The sequence below is a fragment of the Saccharopolyspora phatthalungensis genome, assembly GCF_014203395.1.
In the GTDB taxonomy this organism is placed as follows: domain Bacteria; phylum Actinomycetota; class Actinomycetes; order Mycobacteriales; family Pseudonocardiaceae; genus Saccharopolyspora; species Saccharopolyspora phatthalungensis.
The window spans coordinates 885,411-904,695 of record NZ_JACHIW010000002.1; the positions used below are offsets into that span (position 1 = coordinate 885,411).

A 19,285-nucleotide genomic window follows, 5' to 3' on the forward strand; every position below is an offset into this window, starting at 1 on the left:
CTCTGCGGGAGTTACCGTCGCCGCCTGGCGGTCCAGACGTGACAGGGGGATCCCCGACTGATGTATGCCCAAATACACGGCGCTGGGGCTGTCCTCGCCAGGCGACGCCTGGACGGTTTGGGACCCTGTGGGCAGGCGGTGCGAGCTGAGTCCCACACCGCAAGCGGCTTTCGCCGCTTATAAAACAGACCCAAGGAAGGCCACGATGGCCGCGGCGAGTTCGGGCGCGGCGGTGGCGGTCGTATGGTCCCCGGGCACCACGGCGTGGCTGCCGCGCGGCAAAGCGGCGGCCAGCGCCGGTGTCGACCCGTCGCGGTCATCATCGGCTCCCGCCACCACCAGCGTCGGCACCTGAATCCGCGCGACGGCATCGGGCGTCGTGTTGACGACGGTGTCCAGCACGTGCTGGAGCGCCACCGGATCGCCGTCGACGGACCTGAGCCACCGCTCGGCCTTCCACTCCGGCGAGCCGGGCGCGAACGTGCCGAGGCCACCGAACACGCGGCGGAGGAACGTCCCGACACCGCCGCCCAGGCCGGTAATCTCGTGCATGCCCTGCCCCGCCACGATCGCGCGCTCGGGCATCGCGCCGCGCGCCAGCATCCTGATCACGGTCCGTCCGCCCAACGAATAGCCGCCGAGGTCGTAGCCGTCGAGCCCGAGGTGCTCGACCAACGCGAAACCGTCGTCGGCCAGCACGTCGCGAGGATAGGAGGAGATCTCGTGTGGCTTCGCACTGTCACCGTGCCCCCGGAGGTCCGGCATGATCACGCGATGACTGCGCGCCGCGATCGTTTCGGCGTGGCCGGGGCGCACCCAATTCTGCGTCGCGAGCGAGAAGAAACCATGCAGCAGCACGAGCGGGCGCCCCTGGCCGAGCTCCCGGTAGGCCAGGCGCGTGCCGTCGCGACCGGGGAAGTAGTGCACTGGAAGATCGAGCACCCGGCGAACCGTACTCCTGCTCGCCGATCGGTGGGTGCGCGATGATCGAACTTACCCGCAGCTGGCTGTACGTCCCAGCGCACAAGACCGAATTGCTGGCCAAGGCGATGGCCGGAGCGGCTGACGCCGTCGTGCTCGACCTGGAGGATGCGGTCCCGGCCGATGCGAAGGACGTCGCGCGGGACAACGCCGTGGCGGCGCTGGGGATCCGGCACCCCAAGCCGGTCTGGGTGCGAATCAACGCGCTGGAATCGCCGTGGGGCAAAGCGGACCTTGCCGCGTTCGCCGGCACGGACGCGGGCGGGCTGCGGTTGCCCAAGGCGGAGGAACCCGACCTGGTCCGGATGGCCGCCGACGATACCGGGCTGCCGGTGCACGCGATCATCGAATCCGCGCTCGGCGTCGAAAACGCCTTCCGACTGGCCACCGCGCACCCGTTGGTCGCGGTTCTTTCCCTGGGCGAAGCCGATCTCATGGCGGATCTGAGGGTGCGTGACCGCGCAGCCCTGGACTGGGTGCGACAGCGGGTGGTCAACGGCAGTCGCGCCGCGGGCCTGCCCAGCCCGCCGCTGGCAGCGTGGACCGACGTCGCGGACCTGGCCGGGCTCGCCGAGGACACCGCGGCCGCCAAGACCCGGGGTTTCTTCGGCCGGTCCGTGCTGCACCCCAAGCAGATCGACGTGGTCAACCGCCTCTTCACCCCCGACGCCGACGAGGTGGCCGACGCACGCACGCGGCTGGAGCGGTCGCGTCACCGGCGGGACGCGGCCTGGATGGATGATCAGGGCAGGTTCGTCGACCCGGCGCTGATCGCCAATGCGCGCTGGCTGGTCGAGTTGGCCGACGCGCTTAAGCAGAGGGGATCCGCGAAGTGACGAGAACTCCGGCGCAGCAAATGGCCGCTCTGGCGGCCGAGGTCACCCGGACCGGTCTGCCCGACGAGTTGCGCGAGGACATGGCGGGGCGTGTGGTGGACGTGATCGGCAACAGCCTCGCCGCCGTGGGTGCCGAACCGGCCCGGATCGTTTCGGCGACAGTCGGTGCGTGGGGCGGTAATCCGGCGGCGACCGCAATCGGTCTGACGCAGCGTTTGCCCACCCCGTCGGCGGCTTTGGTCAACGGCACCCTCGCCCACAGCCTGGATTTCGACGACACGCATCTACCATCGGTGTTGCACCCGTCCGCGTCGGTGATCCCGGCCGCGTTGGCGGTGGCCGAAGAGGTGGACGCGGCTGGTCCGGCACTGCTCGATGCGGCGACCGTCGGCGTGGAAATCGCTTGCCGGCTCGGCATGGCCGGATACGATCCGGCCGCGAACAACTCGGTGTTCTTCGACCGTGGCCAGCACGCCACCGCTATCTGCGGCACGGTCGGCGCCGCCGTGGCCGCTGGCATGCTGCGGGGTCTGGCCGGGGATGCACTGACCTCGGTGATCGGCATCGCGTGCAGCATGGGTGCCGGGGTGATCGAGGCCAACCGCACGGGCGGCACGGTCAAGCGGGTGCACTGCGGCTGGGCGGCGCATGCCGGTGTGGTGGCCGCCGACCTGGCCGCGCGGGGGCTCACCGGTCCGCCAACCGTGTTGGAGGGCAGGTTCGGGTTCTTCCAGGCATTCTGCGGTGACCGGGCCGATCTCGGCCCGCTCACCGATGGGCTCGGCGACCGCTGGGAGACTCCGGGGATTTTCTTCAAACCCTATCCCTGCAACCACTTCACCCACGCCGGCATCGACGGGGCCTTGCGGCTGCGGGAATCCGGGGTGACTCCGGAGTCGATCGTCGCGGTGACCCTCGGCGTGCCGGGCCCCGTGGTGCACACGATCGCGGAGCCGCGGGCGGAGAAGATCTGCCCGAGGTCGGGCTACCACGCGGCGTTCAGCGGCCCGTTCGCCGTGGCCTCGGCGCTGCTGGGCGGCGGCGGTCTGGGAGTGTTCCACGAGGACTTCACCGACGCCGCCGCGAAAGACCCGGTTCGGCTCGCGCTCGCCGCGAATGTCCAGGTGGTCGAGGACCCCCGCTGCAGCGAGATCTTCCCGCGCCAGTTCCCCGCGATCCTCACCGCCGAGCTGGCCGACGGATCCCGTCGGGAGGAGGCGGTACTGAGCAACCGCGGCGGACCGGACAACCCGCTGTCGGCTGCCGAACTGACCACCAAGTTCATGCTCAACTCGACGCGCTCGACGAGCCGTGAACAGGCCGAGCGCCTCGCCGAGCTGGCGTGGGGATTGCGCACAGCCGCGAAAGTGACCGACCTGACCCGATCGCTGGGCGGCCTGGAGCCCGCACACAACCGCTAGCTGCCCGCTTGATGTGTCTGCTTGCGACCGGAGCCGATGCCGGCTCCCGGCATGGCCGCACCGAGGTGTTCCCCGGCCGTCGTTTCTGCTCGTCGAGCGCCTTGAGGCGGTGAACGCGAAGTTCACGAGAACACCTCTGACCACAGTGCACGTCTCCGAGCCGAGGGCAGACTTCGTCAGACGGCTCGCGGTGGGCCGACCAGTTCGATGCCGATGGCGACGACGGACAACGCTTGGCACCTCTGGCAAAACAGTCCGACACCGCGCAGTTCGGTCGGTGCATCGCTACCCGCCATCATCCGAGATGCCATACACACCGCCCGGACTTTGGACGGGAACCACGGCGAAGCGTCTACGCGACGCTCACCAGTGCTTACGGCTTCGCCCACCAAGTGCTCGCATGGGTATCGGACACACCATTGTTGTGGTTGGTTGCCGACAGAGCCATGAACGCTGCTGAACACGCTGGAGAGCCCGAGTCGCTGGCTTTGGGTGCGTGGTGCTTGGCAACGTCTGGCGCACAACCGAACGAGAAGGAGACGCTTACCAGCTTGTGACCGAAGCTCAGACGCTGCTGGAGCCCCGCCTCAACAACGGTGACTACACCACACGCGCCCTTTGGGGCGCTCTTCACCTGCACGGCGCGATCAGGGATTCTCGACAGCGACGCCCCCAGCTACGCCCGCATTTCCGCAGTGGGCTGCCACGCCTGCGCTGTCGCACGCCTCCACGCCGACGCCGCCTAGAAAACGCCGGTGGCCGTGTCGTGGTACCCGATCTGCGCCCCGAGCGGCACGGCCACCGGACTCCACCCGCGTTGAGAGCCACAAACACCCCACCTGGCCCGAAGAACACGAAAAAGGGATACAAAGGAACGTATGAGCCTTGATGACGTAGCGAGGGGATTAGATAGGGCCACTGAACTTCTACTGGTATCAGCACTTACCGAAGCGCAGAGCTTGCTGGAAGAGGCCGCCGAAACCCTCCACGCCGTGGTAGCAGAGAGCAACGACCCTGAAATCGCAGAGGCTTTCGCGAGCTTGCAGCACTCCACCACGGAGATTGAGCGAGCATTCCAGCTCGGCACTAAAGTAAAGAACCGGATCGCCACCTACCGTGCTCAGGTTGTTGGCACTAGTGAGCATCAAAACGGCCGATCCGGAGCCCCGTCATCAGAAAGTACGTCCAGGCCAGCGATGCGCATCCAGGCTAGTATGCGGCCATACGACTGCCTACCGAGCCCGAGATATCTACGCCCAAGTCAACGCCCGAGGGCGTCACCGATGACCCGGCAACGTGGCCAGGCGCAGTCGAGGATGACGGAGAAACGAACGAAGAGAGGTTCAGCTCCGACGAAGAATCTATTGCTAAACGGCTTGCGCAGACCGGGCAGAACATCGTACGCAGATTGCCGACGCGCGATCATGCCCGTACGGCTGACTCCACGGTCAACGGTGATCCCGTAGAATTCAAGACGCTGCAACAGAAGGACAACCAGCCGCCGACACACAAAACCGTCAAAAACGCGCTCAGCAAGTCACAAGCCAAAGGGGTCAGAGTTCCGACGTTATCGTCGACGCGAGACGAACAGATCTGACAGAAGGGCAAGCAGTCAACGGATTAAAAGCCTATCTGAACGCCCCTGGAAACGCCTATAAACTCGCCCGAGTAAGAATATGGGGAAAGACTTTTGACTTCGACTGGAAGAGGAACAGCTAGTGCCCGCCTACTTTGATGTGTACTTCGGTAGCCACAGTGGTCGCCAAGGCTCTATAACTGAAGACCTAGAGCGCATTATTGGATTGAAATTCGAGCCGATCGAGGAAATATACGCGGATCATATTGCGGTTCGCAACCCCGGCACCAACCATTTCATTTCTTACGAACTGCTTCTCAAGCAAAGTCTTAGCGAAGATCTAGACGAAGACATGGGTATACCGTTTACGCAAATGCCTCATAGTGTGACTGTCCGGGGGCCTCGCGGCGACGAAGAGCAACACAAGGCGCTCGCACAGGGTATTTTCACCCAACTCAAGGAAAATGGCTACAAGCCCATCTATTTCGTCTACGACCTCGACGACGTGATCGACTTTTGGGACCCCGACCAGAAGGGCGAGCACAGCAAAGACTTTTAAGCTCAGCCGCCCAAAGGTCCCGTTTCGGCCGCAACTGTCCGAAGCGGGGCTTTCGACTGTCAGAGCCCACCGTGGAACGGGACAGCACGCAAGCGCAGGCAAGCATGGTCGCAGCAGCATGTCCCGTCTCAGCGGATGTGTTGCCGAATTTTTCGCTATCAGATCAAGGGTGCCGCCAAGGCGGCCCCGCCGGGGACCCGCGTGGGCTTGCGCCTGCGGCCTGGCGGCCGACCGCGCCCGCGCACCCCGGCGACCACCATTGGACGGACGCCGGGAAGGCGCACTCGCCACCCCCAGTGCGGAACCCGACCGTCAGCGCTGTCCGGGCCCGCCGGGGTCGTGGACGTGGAAGCCTCGGCCGGTTTTGTATCCGAGGTGCCCGGCCATGACCAGCTCCCGGAGATGCTTGGCGGGAAACAGCTCCGGCTCGCCGAAGGTGTCGTAAAGCCGCTCCAGGATCTCCAGGGAGACGTCGAGACCGATCATGTCGAGCAGGCGGAGCGGACCCATCGGGTAGCCGTGCGCCCCGACCATGATCGTGTCGAGCTCATCGGTCGTGGCACACCCTTGCCCGATCATGTTCACCGCGCGGTTGAGGTACGGGAACAGCAGTGCGTTGACGATGAATCCGGTCCGGTCCTGGCAGCAGACCGGATGCTTGCCCAGCGCCGACACCAGGCGCAGCGCGGTCGCAGCGGTCTTGTCGGATGTCAGCGGGGTACGGGTTACCTCAACCAGCCGCATGGCCGGCGCCGGGTTGAAAAAGTGCAGCCCGATCACATCCTCGGGCCGGCCGGTAGCGTCCGCGCACCGGCCGACCGGCAAGCTGGAGGTCGTGGTAGCGAGCACCGTTCCTGGCCGGGTGGCCTGGTCGAGTTGCGCGAACACGTCCTGCTTGGCACGGAGATCCTCGCGCACCGCCTCGATGACCACGTCGCAAGCCGCGATCGCGCCTAACTCGGTCGTGGCGTTGAACCGGGTGACGATCGCGGCCAGTTGGTCATCGGTGATCCGGCCGCGACGCACGCCGCGCTGAAGCGACCGTTCGATCGCCGCTGTCGCTTCCTTTGCGCGCACAGCGGTCCGCGCCACGAGCGTGGTAGGGAAACCGGCTGCCGCGCACACTTCCGCGATACCGGTGGCCATGGTGCCCGAGCCGAGCAGCCCGATCCGCCGGATCGCGGCGCCACGACGACGTGGGGCCGGGGTCGGCGCGCTTGCATCATCACTGCCGTAGCGGTAGAAGCCACGGCCGGACTTGCGACCCAGCAATCCTGCTCCCACCATCGACGACAGGACCGGAGCCGGCCGAAAGCCCCGGTCGCCGGTGCGGGCGGCCAGCGCGGTGAGGCTGTCCACCACCATGTCGATGCCGAGCGCATCCAAATGGGCCAACGGCCCGATCGGCATCCGGCAACCCAGGGTCATCGCCGAGTCGATGTCGTCACGTGTCGCATATCCCTGGCCCAGCATGACCGCCGCACTGTTCAAATAGGACAGTGTGAGAGCGCCGCCGAGGAATCCGGGGTTGTCGCCGACGGCCACCGTAGTCAGCCCGAGATCTGCCACGAACTCGGCGACGTCGTGGCGGACCGAGGAGCCGGTGAGCGGGGTGTGCACCACCTCGACCACCGAAGTCTCGGCGACGGCACCCGGATTGCCGACATGCAGGCCGACGGTACGGTCCACCCGGCCGCAGCGCGCCGCGATCTCGGTGACGGCGAAGCCCGTCGTGGTCGTCGCTAACACCGCGTCCGGCCGGCAACATGCATTCGCCCTCCGCAGCACGTCGACCTTGAGGTCCAGGTTCTCCGGCAATGCCTCGATGACGAGGTGCGCCTGCGCGAAAGCGGCCGGGGCGATCGTGTACGCGACGAGATTCCCGGCGTCGGGCGTGCCCAGTTGGTCCAACGCCTGTGCGACCCTCGCCCTGCCTTCGGCGAGCGCGTAGCCATCCGCCTCGGCACACAGCACTCGCCTACCGCTGCGAGCGATCATCGCGGCGAGCGCCGAACCGACGGCGCCGAGGCCGACCACGCCCACTACGGGGAAAGACTTGGATGGCATCAAGAAATCCCTTCGGTCACCGGGGCACCGGCGAAGGTGTCCACCGGTGCGGGTGACGAGACGGCGTCGCCGATCTCCGCCTCACGGCCGGGCAGGTGGATCACCGACGTCACCGGGCCGTGGAGTATTGCCCGGCCGGTCCGTCGACGATCCGGTGGTCGGGCCTTCGCCGCAGCACCTCGCCGAGCGCGACCTCGGAGCCTGCTTGCGGTGCTTGAGTCGACATTCCCATCCTCGGATCCGGCGGGCAGGAGCACTGCACGTCAAGTCCTTCGTACCCGACCGATATCCGATTGTGAAGTGAACCTTCGTACACGGGCGGAAATTTGTGTACGAAGGTTCACTTCACACTCTTGCGCGCGGTGACGTAGATATTTGTTGGCGCTGGGCCTATTTGTTGGCGCTGGGCCTATTTGTTGACGCTGGCCGGGGTAGGCAAGCGAGCGTTCGGTGAAGGGCGGTCATGGGACAGCTACAGCAGGAGACCGAGCCGACCGCGGTCGGCCTGGATCCGGCACGCATGGCACGGCTGGACCGCCACTTCGACCGCTACATCGACGACGGCCGGCTGCCCGGCTACCTGCTCGTCGTAGCCCGGAAGGGCCGGATCGCGCACCTGGCCACCCGTGGCCTGCGCAACCGGGAAGAAGGGCTCCCGGTCGAGCCGGACACGCTGTGGCGGATGTATTCGATGACCAAACCGGTCACCTCGGTCGCCGCGATGCTCCTGTACGAGGAGGGCCTGTTCTCCCTCAACGATCCCATCGCCGATCACCTGCCCGCGTTCGCGGACGCGAGGGTGTACGTGGCCGGCATGGGAACCAACCTCGCGACCCGGCCGGCTGTCGAGCCGGTCCGCATCTGGCATCTGCTGACCCACACGGCGGGAATGACTTACGGTGCGTTCCACACCCATCCCATCCATGCCGCCTACTGCGCGGCGGGGCTGGAGTCCGGACCGCCGCCGGGCATGGACCTCGCCGCGGTGTGCGACCGCTATGCGGGCCTGCCGTTGCAGTTCGAGCCGGGAACGGCGTGGAATTACGGGGTCGGCACCGACGTCATCGCCCGGCTGATCGAGGTGCTCTCCGGAATGCCGTTCGACGAGTTCGTCGCCGAACGCCTCTTCCGCCCGCTCGGGATGGACGACGCCGGGTTCTTCGTCGGATCCGAGCGAACCGACCGCCTCGCCGTTGTCTACCGGCCGGATGCGAACGGGCGGGCAACGCCGCTTCCCGGTGCGCCACCGCTCACGCGCCCGGATTGCGTGTCGGCCGGCGGCGGGCTGGTCGCCAGCGCGCTCGACTACTACCGCTTCACCGAGATGCTGCGCAGGGGCGGTGAACTGGACGGCATCCGGTTGCTCGGCCCGCGCACCGTCGAGCTCATGGTCACCAACCACCTCCCCGACTGCGGAGATCTCCGGACGTTGTCTCCCCCGGAACTCGATCCGGGGGTTTACGGATTCGGTTTCGGGCTCGGCTTCCAGGTGACCGTGGACCCGATCACGGCGAAGGTTCCGTCCCGCGTCGGCGAGTACGGCTGGGTGGGCAAGGCCAGCACGTTCTTCTGGGTCGATCCGCAGGAGGAGCTGACCGTCCTGTTCCTGACCCAGCTTCAGCCGCAAACCGCACACCCGATCCTGCCGCAGCTGAAACAGCTGGTGTACCAGGCGATAGTCAGCTGAGACGGCCGAAGGAAGCGCTCAGCGACGGTGGTGCCGTGTCCAGGAGTGTTGTCGGGCAATCGATGGGCCCACGCAGGGGGTGGGCGTCTTCCCTATGCAACCCGTTGCCGGAGCAGGGAATGTGGCTGCCGTTCGACTGGGGCGAAGGCCCGCCGCCCGTGACACCACCCCTCAACCCCGCCGCCGCGCTGCAGGTGGACGAAGGTGGGCAGCGGGGGCGCGCCTACTGGAGTCCATAAATCGTCTTGACCGCCCTCACCTCGGCAGCGGTGGGTGAGGTCGCAAGAAAACCCTCTTGCTTAAGCCGCGCCAACATGAGCTCGTCGCGTTGCAGGGGGTCAACGGAATGATTCAACCCCAGCGCGTGGCCGATTTCATGAGCGACAGTACCGATCTGGAGATCCTTTTTGTCCGGTTGGTTATCCCAGCCACTCCCGGTGAAGTATTCCGGGTTCAATTTGATTGTCGCGGCTTCAATGGCATGGCAACCCCCGTGCTCAGGTGGAACGCATTGCCCCCTGCCGGAAGTCCACACTCCGGGAACCACCTGCCCAGGGCGGCTCTGCCAGTTTTCATTGTGGCCGATCTTGATGATGATCGACGCCTGGCGACGATTCGTGAACTGCCAGCTGTTACCTTTCCACTCCCGCCAGCGCTGCTCCCCCTCTTCCAGCAGCATGCGGGCGCCGGGGCCGAAAAGCGCGGTATTCCAGTTCCGGACAGCGGTGTCGACAACGTCTTTCATGGCTGGGTTGTTTCGAAGTTCTGGTGACATTTCCCAGGAGACGTAAGGTAACGCGTTCTCCGGGTTGACCTCGGCACACTCACAGTCGGCGCTGGGGCGTGGGTTGGGGTCGGCCGCGCTCGGCGGGAGAGCTGTCAGCGCGAGCCCGCATGTCAGCACCGGCAGGGCGAGGGCAATCGCGAGTAGGGAACGCTTGATCCTCATGAACATGATGTCCTCCGACGTGATCGACCAAGCGATCTTGACTGTCGAGATTCCACGGAATGTGTCGGTGTGTGGTGCGCCGGTAGCGCGGTGGCCTCGGCGGAGCTACGCCAAGGGAATGCACGCGGGGCCACCGGCGCTGTGGCTCGGTCGTGCACGGCGGCGCCACACGGCCCAGAGGTGATGGCGCATCGCTGTCGACGGTCGCGTCCGCGGTAAGGGGCACTCCCTTACTACGCGAACGGGATCTGAGTCGGCCTCGTCCACCTCTGGTTGTCCCCCGCAGTGCAGTCCCAGATTTGCAGCAGGGTCCCGTTTTCCGTGCTCGCGCCGGTCGCGTCGAGACACTTGTGGGATTGTGGGTTGATCAACTCTCCGAACGGGCCGTTCTCCCATTCCTGCGCGCCTGACCCATTGCAGGTCCACAACTGCACCCGCGTGCCGTTGTCCATGCCGCCGCCGCTGACGTCCAGGCACTTACCCAGGGCCTGCAAAGTGCCGTCGGGGCTGACGGTCCACCACTGATTGGCCTGCCCGACGTTGCAGTCCCACAGCCCCGCCGCAGCGCCGTCATCGGCGCTGCCGCCCAGGACGTCCACGCACTTGGCGCCGACGTTGGCGGGCTCGGTGAGCACGCCCGTCTGAGGGGGCAGCCACTCTTGGTTGATGCCCCAGTGGCAGTCCCAGATTTCCAGCAGGGTGCCGTTGTTCGAGCTTCCGCCGGTCGCGTCCAGACACCTGCCGGACTGTGGGTTGTACACCGTTCCGTCCGTGCCTACCACCCACTTCTGCGCACCTGACCCGTTGCATTCCCAGATCTGCACTCGCGTGCCGTTGCCCGTGCCGCCGCCGCTGACGTCCAGGCACTTACCCAAGGCATACACGGAGCCGGCTGGATCGCTGCCGCCCGCAAGGACGGTCCACCGCTGGTTGGGCTGCCCGTCGCCGCAGTCCCACAACTCCACTGCGGTGCCGTTATCGGCGCTGCCCCCTGTGACATCCATGCACTTGCCGCCGATCCCTAGGACCGGTCCGATCCCGAACGTGACGGGAAGCGTCACATCCGCCGCTTGCGCCGACGGGGCGGCCGTGGCCAGCCCCGCCAACGTTAGCGCGCATGTTACCGCGCACGCGCCAATCCGCGCTGCGCATCGTCGGAAAATGCGACGCCATGGCGCACGAGAGGTGCTCGATGACGCGCTTTGATCGAGTGTGATCCTCATGAACCGTCACTCCTGCTGCGATTGCCGATGAAGACCGAAACAATGCCCTAGGCATGGTCGCCGATGAAGAAGAGGAAGAATGAGCCGCCATCGTCGCGACTTCCGGTACGGACGTCAGTTCCCGTCGGGCCTGTCGCCGTCACGTTCGTCGTCGGTCGCGCACGGTCGCGCCCTGACTGCCAAATGTCGCAATGGCAAGAAGACGAGCGTTCATGACAAGCACTCCATGATCCGCTCTCGTCGCGAGCACTTCCGCGTGCGTGCAACATTACAAGGCCGTAGTTGAGCACGGAATCGGCTATTTGGTCTCAACGAAGACCCTTGGCCTCGATCCTGCATCGATGGTTTTGGGTAACGGTTCGGCGGCAAAAAGGCGAGATGTCCGTTGACACCGAGGTGATCCAAGGTCCCTGGCGGGCGCGGCAGTTCCTGGGTTTTCCGGTTTTGCTTTCAAGATGGGGAAATCCCGCGTGGCGGGACGCAAAGCATGACCTTATATCCGGCGGCGTCCGCGGGTTCGCCTACCCGGCGGCCGTCCGCCTCGACCCAGGCGTGCGCCGCAAACGGCGCCATCATGACCCCGGTGCACCAGGTGGGCCAGTTGCCATAGAGGCGGCACAGCAGTGCAGTCGCGATCGAACGGTTCAGGCAATAGCGTCCGGCGCAACGCCTGCTGACCGCGACAACGTTTTGGCGAGCGCGTAAGGCCGATTCGTAATCGGCGGCCTTCGCACCGCGACTGATGAACTTCAGCACCGCGCATAATCGATGGGGTCGCAGCCTCGCCAAGATCCGTGAGCCTGTGACGGCGACGATGACGAGCACGCGTCTGCCTGGTGGCGGTTTGCAGGAATCGCTGTCGAGCGTCTGGCTATGGCTCATGAAACCCTCACGAGTCCGGCTTTGACCAGTTGATCCAGCAGCGCCGCGACGTCGGCAGCGGCTCGTTGTTCATCCACCGCTCGGCTGGCGGCGAGCCGCGCGGCCACCTCTTGTGGGGTGGCTCCGGAAAGCAAGGCGGACAGCACTTCGGCGCCGGTAACGTTCAGCTGCCAGTAACGGCCGCTGCGTTCATCCAAGAGAACCATACCGTCATCCGCGGAGCAGACGGAGACATCGTCGCGAAGTGAAGTCACTGTGTCGCCTCCTCGGCGGCAGCGCTGAGATATCGCGGGGTGGGGTAAGCCGACAGGTCTCGCAACCACTCTTCCGCGCCCAACGTGTTAGCCAACTGAGCTGCCCCGCCACATAACACGTACGGGTTGAGCATGGCGTTGCGCAGCATCGCCTCATCGGCGATTCCCAGCTCAACCAGCAGCGAGCTATCGGACCAGTCGGCGAGATCTCGCTGATTGGCGCGCAAGCCGGCGAACCACTCCTGTCCACAGTGGTCTTTCGTCTCCCTTCGCAGATGCGCCTCGGGAACAATTCCACTCATTGCCTCGGCCAGCAGCGGCTTGTACGACCACGGTGCACGTGCTTGATCCGGACGGACCGACAAACACGCGTTGACCACCGCATCGTCGCAGTAAGGGCTCTCGATCCTCAGCCCTTCATCATCCGAGGTGTGGGCAAGGAGTCTGGCGACGCTTCCCGCCTCCTGCACGTGATGTATCCAGACGTGCCGGCATGCGTCCGGGCCAAGCGGGCCAACCCGTTCAGAAGCGGATCTCAGCAGGTCCCGGAGAAGTTCGATGGCCATATCGCTCGCCCACGGCGGAAGCTGCGGGCGGCACCCCCAGGGCTCCGGGTTCGTATCGAGAACATCGATCTCCCGTAATCGTCCGGCCGTGGTCGCCAGCCAAGCCGGATATGTGCTGCGATCCAGGAGCAGGTTGCCAGTCGCTTTCCAATCCCATCGATCCCGCGCGCGCCAGCCGGCGAGCTGGCGCAGGGCCGACAGCGGTCGATGACGCAACATCCGCCGCAGATACAACACCGGTGGCTGCACGACGTGGTCTCCGCCGTGCCCACTCAGACGACGCGACGCGCCAAAGGCACGTACCACATCGGACACATGCATCGAAGCGGCTCGATCCCACTTGAGGGCATGCGGTTCGTCCGCCGGTTCACGGCGCCTGTCCAGCCCGGTGAAGAACGCCGGCAGTTCCGCCGAGCTGAATACCAGATTCTCGGCATTGGCCAGCCGCTCATGAGATTGCAGCGCGTAGGCGTGATCTTCGTTTCCCGGATCGCTCCACCGCACGGTTGAGGTCACCAGTCGCGCGCCAGCCTCGGCGGCTAGAAAACACAATGACGTTGAGTCCATACCGGACAAGTCAGCGCCGACGACCTCGCCGGGACGAACGCGGACCGCCACAGCGGCACGCAACGCCTCGCGTAGCGGAACCGCGCCCTGCCCGAGGGACAGCTCGGCAGGTGGAGCGTGCCACCAGGTGACGGTGCGGTGACTTCCGTCTGCCGCGAGCTGAAGCGCTTCGGCCGGCTCAAGAGCGTGGACTCCGGCCCACATCGCCCGCTTCGCGATCGGATGCGGCAAGACCGGGAATGCGATGCGGGCCGCGAGTTGGCTCAGATCGATATCGGCCCGGGACAACCAGGCCAGCGTGCGCGCCCGGTCCGCGCCGAACGTCACGCCGTCTATTGACGCGTGGTAAATCCTGCGTGCTCCCGAGGCATTCCCGCGCAAGTAGCATCTTCCGTTGACCGATCCAACCACCGCGAAACTGCCGTGCGCGCCGCTGATCGCTCGCTCGATATCGCCGATATCGGTTACGCTCTTGAGGCGGACGGCGAGTTCGGCCGACGACAAGGAACATGTCCCCACCGTTGCCAGCGACTTACTCCCGCTGGCGCAAACCGTCAGCTCGTTCTCGCCCCAGCTGCCCAGCAGCCACGGCCGGTTCGAAGGATAAGACACCACCCGCTCGGCCCGATCCCGCAGCCGGTGCATGATCTCCGACGACACGACCCGGTCGGGAACGACCACGAACCACGGCAGCCGCCCGTTGTCCTTTTCCACTATGTCCGCCACCCCGACGTGTAAAGAATGCGGCCCGCGACATAACCCCACCTAAACGATCGCGACAGAGAGGCGCCGAACCGGTTTGTCCGCAAACCGGCGAAGACATCCTCTCTGCCGCTGGTCAGCGCACGTTACTCAGGCGCCGGTCGGCTGTCAGATCGTGCCGAGGTAAGAGAAGAAACCTTCGACGTAGAGGTACTGATTTCCCTGCGTCTGCTCGGCGAAATCCCCGACTTCTTCCAGTAACGGTGCGACATAGATGGCCTTGTCGTTATCAAGCTCCGTCGATTCGACCATGCGCTCCTCCTTTCCGATCATCAGTAGTCCGGGTTGCGCCATCGCAGCCCGGAAAATCGGGGCGCCGTCGGTCGACGGCGGCAAGGTGGCCATCTCGATGAATCCATCGGCCGCGTGGCCGTGGCGCGAGTCAGGGATCCTCTTGTAGCGTGATGGCGGCGTTCGGGCAGAGGCCGACGACGTCGCGCAGGATGTCGGCGCGCGACGGGTCGGGGTCCGGATTCGACACCGTCACCAGCCCGTCCTCGTCGGCGTCGAACAGGTCGGGCGCTGCGCGCACGCAGTGACCCGCGCCGATGCATCGGGTCTTCTCCGCGGAGATGCGCATGGCGGCTCCTACCAAGCGACGGGAAACTCGTACATCCCGAAGATCGCGGTGTCGTATTTGAACGGCAGGTCATCCACCTCGACCGCCGCGCGCAGTCCCGGAACGCGCCGGAACAGCGTCTCGTAGGCGATCTCCAGCCAGGCACGGCCGAGATTTTGCCCGAGGCACTGGTGGACGCCGTACCCGAATGCCAGGTGGTTGCGGGCGCCGCGGTGGATGTCGAGGTCGTCGGGGCGCTCGAAGGACCGCTCGTCGTGGTTGGCCGAGGCCGTGAGCACGAAAACACCGTCTCCGGCCCGAATGAGCTGCCCGCCGATCTCGATGTCCTCGATGGCCACCCGAGCGAAGCCCGCACCGTCCACAATAGAGTGATACCGCAGCAGTTCGTCGACCGCTCCCGGCCACAGCGCGGGATCGGCGCGCAGCTCGGCGAGTTGTCCCGGGTGCCGGAGCAGGGTGAGTACGCCGAGCGGGATCATGTTGTGCGTGGTCTCGTGTGCGGCGATCAACAGTTGGTGGATCATGCCGACGAGGGCGTTGTGGGACAGCTCCCCCGTCGCGAGCCGTTCGGTGACCAGCCGCCCGACGAGATTGTCGCCGGGCTCCTGCTCGGCCCGCGTGACCACGTCGTCGAGGTACGCCCGGATCTCCGCGATCGCCGCCCTGGCCAGGGCGGTTTCGCCGGCAACCGTCACCATCTTCCGGTTTCGGATCCGCGATTGGAAGAAAACGTGGTCCTCGTACGCAACGCCGAGGAGCTGGCAGATGACCATCGAGGGGACCGGCTGCCCGAACGATTCGATCAGGTCCGCCGGGGGACCACCCGAGAGCATTTCGTCGATCAGCCGGTCGACCACGGTCTGGATGCCGGGGCGCATGGCCTTGACGCGTTTGACGCTGAACTCGGGGATCAGCATCCGCCGGTACACGTCATGCTCGGGAGGGTCCACGTTGAAGAATTCGCCCTCGTGGAGCCGGCCGCGTTTCCTGGCGGACTCGGGCGTCTCGGGCGTCAGGGCGGGAAAGCCCGGCCGCGTGATGTCGGTACTGATTCGCGGATCGGCGAGCACCTGCTGGGCCTCGGCGTGCCGCGTCACGACCCACGCCGTCCGTCCGCTGGGCAGCATCACGCGGGCGAGCGGCGCCTCCTCGCGTAGCTGCGCGTATTCCGCCGGCGGAGCGAACGGGCATTGACGCCGCATCGGAAAGCTTTGAATTGCGGCCTGGTTTTCGTCGAGCATGGTCATAGTGGTGGTGTCTCTCGTGACGGCCTGTCGCACCGAATCTTCAGCCCGTCCCGGATGTGTTGGCTACCCGGGGTGGGCGCGGGACAGGGGTGACCAAGTTTTGTACATCGACGCACCGTGAGAGCCTCGTCGTATCCGATGATCGGCTGGCCCAAGTCCGTGCGCTGGACCTTGGCGTGTTCCGGGCGAATCCTGAGCCTTGGGGACAGAATGCGAGACAGGTAGCTGCACGCTCCATCGGCAGAAGCGACCTTCAGCCGATGTCGACATGCTCGCAGTCTTGCCCATGCCGATGCCGTGCTCAATTGAACCTTCGTACATGAACTTTTGTTGCATGCACGATTGTTCAATTTACGCCAAACGCGCACCATGTCTAGAAATGATCGTGCACCATGCCTGGAAACGCGTGCACCATGCCTAGAAATGATGGGACGAGTGACGTGACCGACACGACAGCCCAGACCAAGTCCGACGCAGTCGCGGAGCGATTCGTCACCGCGTTCCGGGAGGACGGCTTCACGCATATCCCGAGCCTGCTCACCGCCGAGGAAGTAGCGCGATACCGAGAAGCCGCGTTGGACGCCATCGAGCGGCACGGCAAGACGGCCGGCATGGGCGGCGGTGGCACGGCACTCGTGCAAACCAAGGGCGCGTGGTGGAAGCACGAAACCCTGCGCAACCTCTCCCGCCACCCCAGGATCGGCGCGGTCGCCGAGCAATTGGCCGGCATGCCGCTGCGCGTGTGGGGCGGCGAGGCGTTCGCCAAGCATCCGCACGACGAGGTACCCACCATTTGGCACGACGACCTGACGTTCGCGCCGCTGGACTCCCGGATGACGATGAACGCGTGGATCGCGCTCGTCGACGTGCCGGTCGAGCGTGGCTGCCTGACCTTCCTGCCAGAGTCGCATCGCCGCGCCGATCCGTACCGAGGTGAGCTGTCCGCAGCGCGGGAAAACCCGGATTCCTACCTGTTCACCCAGTGGCCGCAGCTCGGTTGGAGCCCCCGGGTCACCGTGCCGCTGCGGGCCGGAGACGCCACCTTCCACCAGAGCCGCGTGGGACACATGGCCGGTGGCAACACCTCCGAGGAGACCCGCGAGGCATTCATCATCACCTACACCGACGCGGAGGCGACCTACCAGCCACTTCCCGGCCAAAGCCCGCTGGAGGACCTGGAGCCCGGCCAGCTGCCGCCCGACGACCGCTACCCCCGAGTCTCCGACTTCGGCTAGAGAGCGTTGCACAAGTGGTTTGCGTAGCATTTGGCCTCCTGGGCTGGTGCCGGTAGCGAAACCTCAGACGCCGCCTGGGCTCAAACAGACGCTAGGAGTAGCCGGGGATGAGTGCCGTGAGTTGCCACCTCGGGATGTCCCTCGATGGCTTCGCCGCCGGTCCGAACCAGAGCCCGAAGGATCCGGTCGGCGTGGGCGGCATGCGGCTACACCAGTGGGTGTTTCCCACCCGCGCCTGGCACGAACACCGGGGCCTGGAGGGCGGTGCGCGCTCGGTCGACTCCGAAGTGCTCGCCGAGGTCATCCAGGGGATCGGCGCCTACATCATGGGTCGCAGGATGTTCGGGGGCGGCGACGGTCCGTGGGATGAGTCCTGGCGCGGCTGGTGGGGCGAGGAGCCCTCGTTCCACGCGCCGGTTTTCGTGCTCACCCACCACCCGCGGGAGCCATTGGAAATGCGGGGCGGCACCACCTTCACCTTCGTCACCGACGGGATCGAGTCCGCGCTCCGGCAGGCCCGCAAGGCGGCCGGTGACCGGGATGTCTCGATCGCCGGCGGGGCCCAGACCGTGCAGCAGTTCCTCGCCGCGGGCCTGCTCGACGAGCTTTTCATCCATCTCGTCCCGATCGTGCTGGGTGCCGGCGAGCGCCTGCTGGATAACGTCGGCAACCCGACCCTTGAACCGGTCACGGTAGTGCCATCCGAGGCGGTCACCCACATCAAATACCGGGTCGTCCACTGAAACATCGCGGACATAGCGTTACGGAATGCGTGAATCGGGCGCCCGCTGCGGCACACTGTCGCAAACACGCTGACGGCGTGTCCTGTTTGCCGGAAAGGGAGCCGAGATTACGCGGAAAGCCTCCGCAGGTGGTGGCGGCACGCCACACCACCGATGCCTGAAACGGGGAAACATCGATGCACGCGGTCGTCACGGGCGCCACCAACGGGATCGGCGCGGCGATTGCCCGGCGGCTCGCCGGCGAAGGACTGACGGTCACCCTGGTCGGCCGCAGCGACCAGCGCCTCCGGGCGGCGCGGGAGCGGATCGCCGCCGCGGTGCCTGGCGCCGAGCTCGTTCTGGAGCGGGCCGATCTCGCCGAGCTCGCCCAGGTGCGCGACCTCGCCGAGAGGCTGCTGAGCGGTTCGGCACCGGATGTGGTCATCAGCAACGCCGCCCTGGTCACCCCGCTGGACCGGCGGACCTCCGACGGCCTGCCGCGGGTGCTGGCCGTCAACCACTTGGCGCCTTACCTGCTGCTGCGTGCCCTCGCGGCGGCCTTGGACCGTGCCAGGCTGATCGTGGTCGGCTCGGATCCGGTATCGCTGGCCCTGGAACCGGTCGATCTCGACGATTTCCCCCTTGCCCACCCGGAACGACTGGGCGAGCCCGCCGGGCTGCGGCCGTATTACGCCTACGCTCGCACCAAGAACATGAACACGATGTTCGTCTATGCGCTTGCCCGCCGCCTGGCCGGGACCGCCATCACCGTCAACGCTTGCCACCCCGGTCTTATCTCCGGCACCGGACTGAGCCGGGAGGTACCCGGGCTCGGCGAGCTGATCAAGCAGGCATACCGGGACGGCATTTTTCCCCAACCCGGCCCACAACCCGGCGGCGGGAGGTGGGCGCCCGGCTCGTCCGGGCCCAAGGATCGTCCCGGCCCGGACATCGGAGCCGACACGCCCGCGTGGCTCGCCACCTCGCCCACGGTCGAAGGCGTAACCGGCAGCTTCTTCGTCGACCGCATCGCCGTCCAGACCGCGCCGCACACCACCGACCCCGAACGCTGCGAGCGCGTGTGGCACGACAGCGCCGCGCTAGTCGGACTCTCCCCCTGAGCGCACAACGTCCACCACTGCTGCGCGCGGCGCGTCGGTCGCTCCTTCGT

Annotated in this window: 17 protein-coding genes; 7 read left to right on the forward strand and 10 right to left on the reverse strand. The window is 66.1% G+C overall.

The features are described 5' to 3' along the window. Positions 1 to 177: 177 nt before the first annotated feature. Entirely contained in the window at positions 178 to 942 is a 765-nt protein-coding gene (locus BJ970_RS30720; RefSeq protein ID WP_312864556.1) for an alpha/beta fold hydrolase, read from the reverse strand. 41 nt (positions 943 to 983) lie between these two features. Between BJ970_RS30720 and BJ970_RS30725 the strand changes: the two genes are divergently transcribed. The 3 genes from BJ970_RS30725 to BJ970_RS30735 all read left to right on the forward strand — a co-directional run bounded on the left by BJ970_RS30725 (position 984) and on the right by BJ970_RS30735 (position 5,373). Beyond that, a complete protein-coding gene (locus tag BJ970_RS30725; RefSeq protein ID WP_184730712.1) occupies positions 984 to 1,817 on the forward strand; it encodes an HpcH/HpaI aldolase/citrate lyase family protein in 834 nt (277 codons plus the stop codon). After that, positions 1,814 to 3,238, forward strand: coding sequence for an MmgE/PrpD family protein (locus BJ970_RS30730; RefSeq protein WP_312864557.1), 1,425 nt, complete (start codon positions 1,814 to 1,816; stop codon positions 3,236 to 3,238). Before BJ970_RS30725 ends, BJ970_RS30730 begins: the two co-directional genes overlap by 4 nt. A 1,718-nt stretch (positions 3,239 to 4,956) precedes the next feature. After that, the gene (locus BJ970_RS30735) at positions 4,957 to 5,373 is read left to right on the forward strand and encodes a hypothetical protein (protein WP_184730715.1); all 417 of its coding nucleotides are present in this window, start codon (positions 4,957 to 4,959) and stop codon (positions 5,371 to 5,373) included. A gap of 312 nt (positions 5,374 to 5,685) precedes the next feature. Here BJ970_RS30735 and BJ970_RS30740 read toward each other — a convergent pair whose 3' ends face one another. Further along, entirely contained in the window at positions 5,686 to 7,440 is a 1,755-nt protein-coding gene (locus tag BJ970_RS30740; protein WP_184730717.1) for a 3-hydroxyacyl-CoA dehydrogenase family protein, read from the reverse strand. A gap of 463 nt (positions 7,441 to 7,903) precedes the next feature. Here BJ970_RS30740 and BJ970_RS30745 point away from each other — a divergent pair, with 463 nt between their 5' ends. Then, positions 7,904 to 9,127, forward strand: a complete 1,224-nt coding sequence (locus BJ970_RS30745) for a serine hydrolase domain-containing protein (protein ID WP_184730719.1) — start codon at positions 7,904 to 7,906, stop codon at positions 9,125 to 9,127. Between the two features lie 223 nt (positions 9,128 to 9,350). Here the strand turns inward: BJ970_RS30745 and BJ970_RS30750 are convergent, their stop codons facing one another. From BJ970_RS30750 to BJ970_RS30785, 8 genes are all read right to left on the reverse strand, one after another. Beyond that, complete coding sequence (locus BJ970_RS30750; RefSeq protein ID WP_184730721.1) at positions 9,351 to 10,082, reverse strand: matrixin family metalloprotease; 732 nt, start codon at positions 10,080 to 10,082, stop codon at positions 9,351 to 9,353. A gap of 227 nt (positions 10,083 to 10,309) precedes the next feature. After that, entirely contained in the window at positions 10,310 to 11,080 is a 771-nt protein-coding gene (locus BJ970_RS30755; protein WP_184730723.1) for an RICIN domain-containing protein, read from the reverse strand. Between the two features lie 669 nt (positions 11,081 to 11,749). Beyond that, positions 11,750 to 12,181, reverse strand: coding sequence for a lasso peptide biosynthesis B2 protein (locus BJ970_RS30760; RefSeq protein ID WP_184730725.1), 432 nt, complete (start codon positions 12,179 to 12,181; stop codon positions 11,750 to 11,752). Then, complete coding sequence (locus BJ970_RS30765; protein WP_312864558.1) at positions 12,178 to 12,504, reverse strand: lasso peptide biosynthesis PqqD family chaperone; 327 nt, start codon at positions 12,502 to 12,504, stop codon at positions 12,178 to 12,180. The genes BJ970_RS30760 and BJ970_RS30765 overlap by 4 nt, the downstream gene beginning before the upstream one ends. After that, a complete protein-coding gene (locus BJ970_RS30770; RefSeq protein ID WP_184730729.1) occupies positions 12,432 to 14,282 on the reverse strand; it encodes an asparagine synthase C-terminal domain-containing protein in 1,851 nt (616 codons plus the stop codon). Before BJ970_RS30770 ends, BJ970_RS30765 begins: the two co-directional genes overlap by 73 nt. Positions 14,283 to 14,438: 156 nt before the next feature. Then, the gene (locus tag BJ970_RS30775) at positions 14,439 to 14,675 is read right to left on the reverse strand and encodes a lasso RiPP family leader peptide-containing protein (protein WP_184730731.1); all 237 of its coding nucleotides are present in this window, start codon (positions 14,673 to 14,675) and stop codon (positions 14,439 to 14,441) included. A 37-nt stretch (positions 14,676 to 14,712) separates the two neighbouring features. After that, complete coding sequence (locus tag BJ970_RS30780) at positions 14,713 to 14,910, reverse strand: ferredoxin (RefSeq protein WP_184730733.1); 198 nt, start codon at positions 14,908 to 14,910, stop codon at positions 14,713 to 14,715. 8 nt (positions 14,911 to 14,918) lie between these two features. Further along, entirely contained in the window at positions 14,919 to 16,157 is a 1,239-nt protein-coding gene (locus BJ970_RS30785; RefSeq protein ID WP_246471907.1) for a cytochrome P450, read from the reverse strand. Positions 16,158 to 16,597: 440 nt separating this feature from the next. Here BJ970_RS30785 and BJ970_RS30790 point away from each other — a divergent pair, with 440 nt between their 5' ends. From BJ970_RS30790 to BJ970_RS30800, 3 genes are all read left to right on the forward strand, one after another. After that, positions 16,598 to 17,392, forward strand: coding sequence for a phytanoyl-CoA dioxygenase family protein (locus BJ970_RS30790; protein WP_184730735.1), 795 nt, complete (start codon positions 16,598 to 16,600; stop codon positions 17,390 to 17,392). 107 nt (positions 17,393 to 17,499) lie between these two features. Beyond that, entirely contained in the window at positions 17,500 to 18,135 is a 636-nt protein-coding gene (locus BJ970_RS30795) for a dihydrofolate reductase family protein (RefSeq protein WP_184730737.1), read from the forward strand. Positions 18,136 to 18,311: 176 nt separating this feature from the next. After that, positions 18,312 to 19,235 carry an SDR family NAD(P)-dependent oxidoreductase gene (locus BJ970_RS30800; protein ID WP_184730739.1) on the forward strand — a complete coding sequence of 308 codons (924 nt, stop codon included), beginning with the start codon at positions 18,312 to 18,314 and terminating at the stop codon, positions 19,233 to 19,235. Positions 19,236 to 19,285 lie beyond the last annotated feature (50 nt).

Coding starts and splice junctions, on each gene's coding strand:
- BJ970_RS30725 (WP_184730712.1), top strand. CDS start 984: ATGATCGAACTTACCCGCAGCTGGCTGTACGTCCCAGCGCACAAGACC.
- BJ970_RS30740 (WP_184730717.1), bottom strand. CDS start 7,440: ATGCCATCCAAGTCTTTCCCCGTAGTGGGCGTGGTCGGCCTCGGCGCC.
- BJ970_RS30745 (WP_184730719.1), top strand. CDS start 7,904: ATGGGACAGCTACAGCAGGAGACCGAGCCGACCGCGGTCGGCCTGGAT.
- BJ970_RS30750 (WP_184730721.1), bottom strand. CDS start 10,082: ATGTTCATGAGGATCAAGCGTTCCCTACTCGCGATTGCCCTCGCCCTG.
- BJ970_RS30755 (WP_184730723.1), bottom strand. CDS start 11,080: ATGGATGTCACAGGGGGCAGCGCCGATAACGGCACCGCAGTGGAGTTG.
- BJ970_RS30760 (WP_184730725.1), bottom strand. CDS start 12,181: ATGAGCCATAGCCAGACGCTCGACAGCGATTCCTGCAAACCGCCACCA.
- BJ970_RS30775 (WP_184730731.1), bottom strand. CDS start 14,675: ATGGCCACCTTGCCGCCGTCGACCGACGGCGCCCCGATTTTCCGGGCT.
- BJ970_RS30780 (WP_184730733.1), bottom strand. CDS start 14,910: ATGCGCATCTCCGCGGAGAAGACCCGATGCATCGGCGCGGGTCACTGC.
- BJ970_RS30785 (WP_246471907.1), bottom strand. CDS start 16,157: ATGACCATGCTCGACGAAAACCAGGCCGCAATTCAAAGCTTTCCGATG.
- BJ970_RS30795 (WP_184730737.1), top strand. CDS start 17,500: ATGAGTGCCGTGAGTTGCCACCTCGGGATGTCCCTCGATGGCTTCGCC.
- BJ970_RS30800 (WP_184730739.1), top strand. CDS start 18,312: ATGCACGCGGTCGTCACGGGCGCCACCAACGGGATCGGCGCGGCGATT.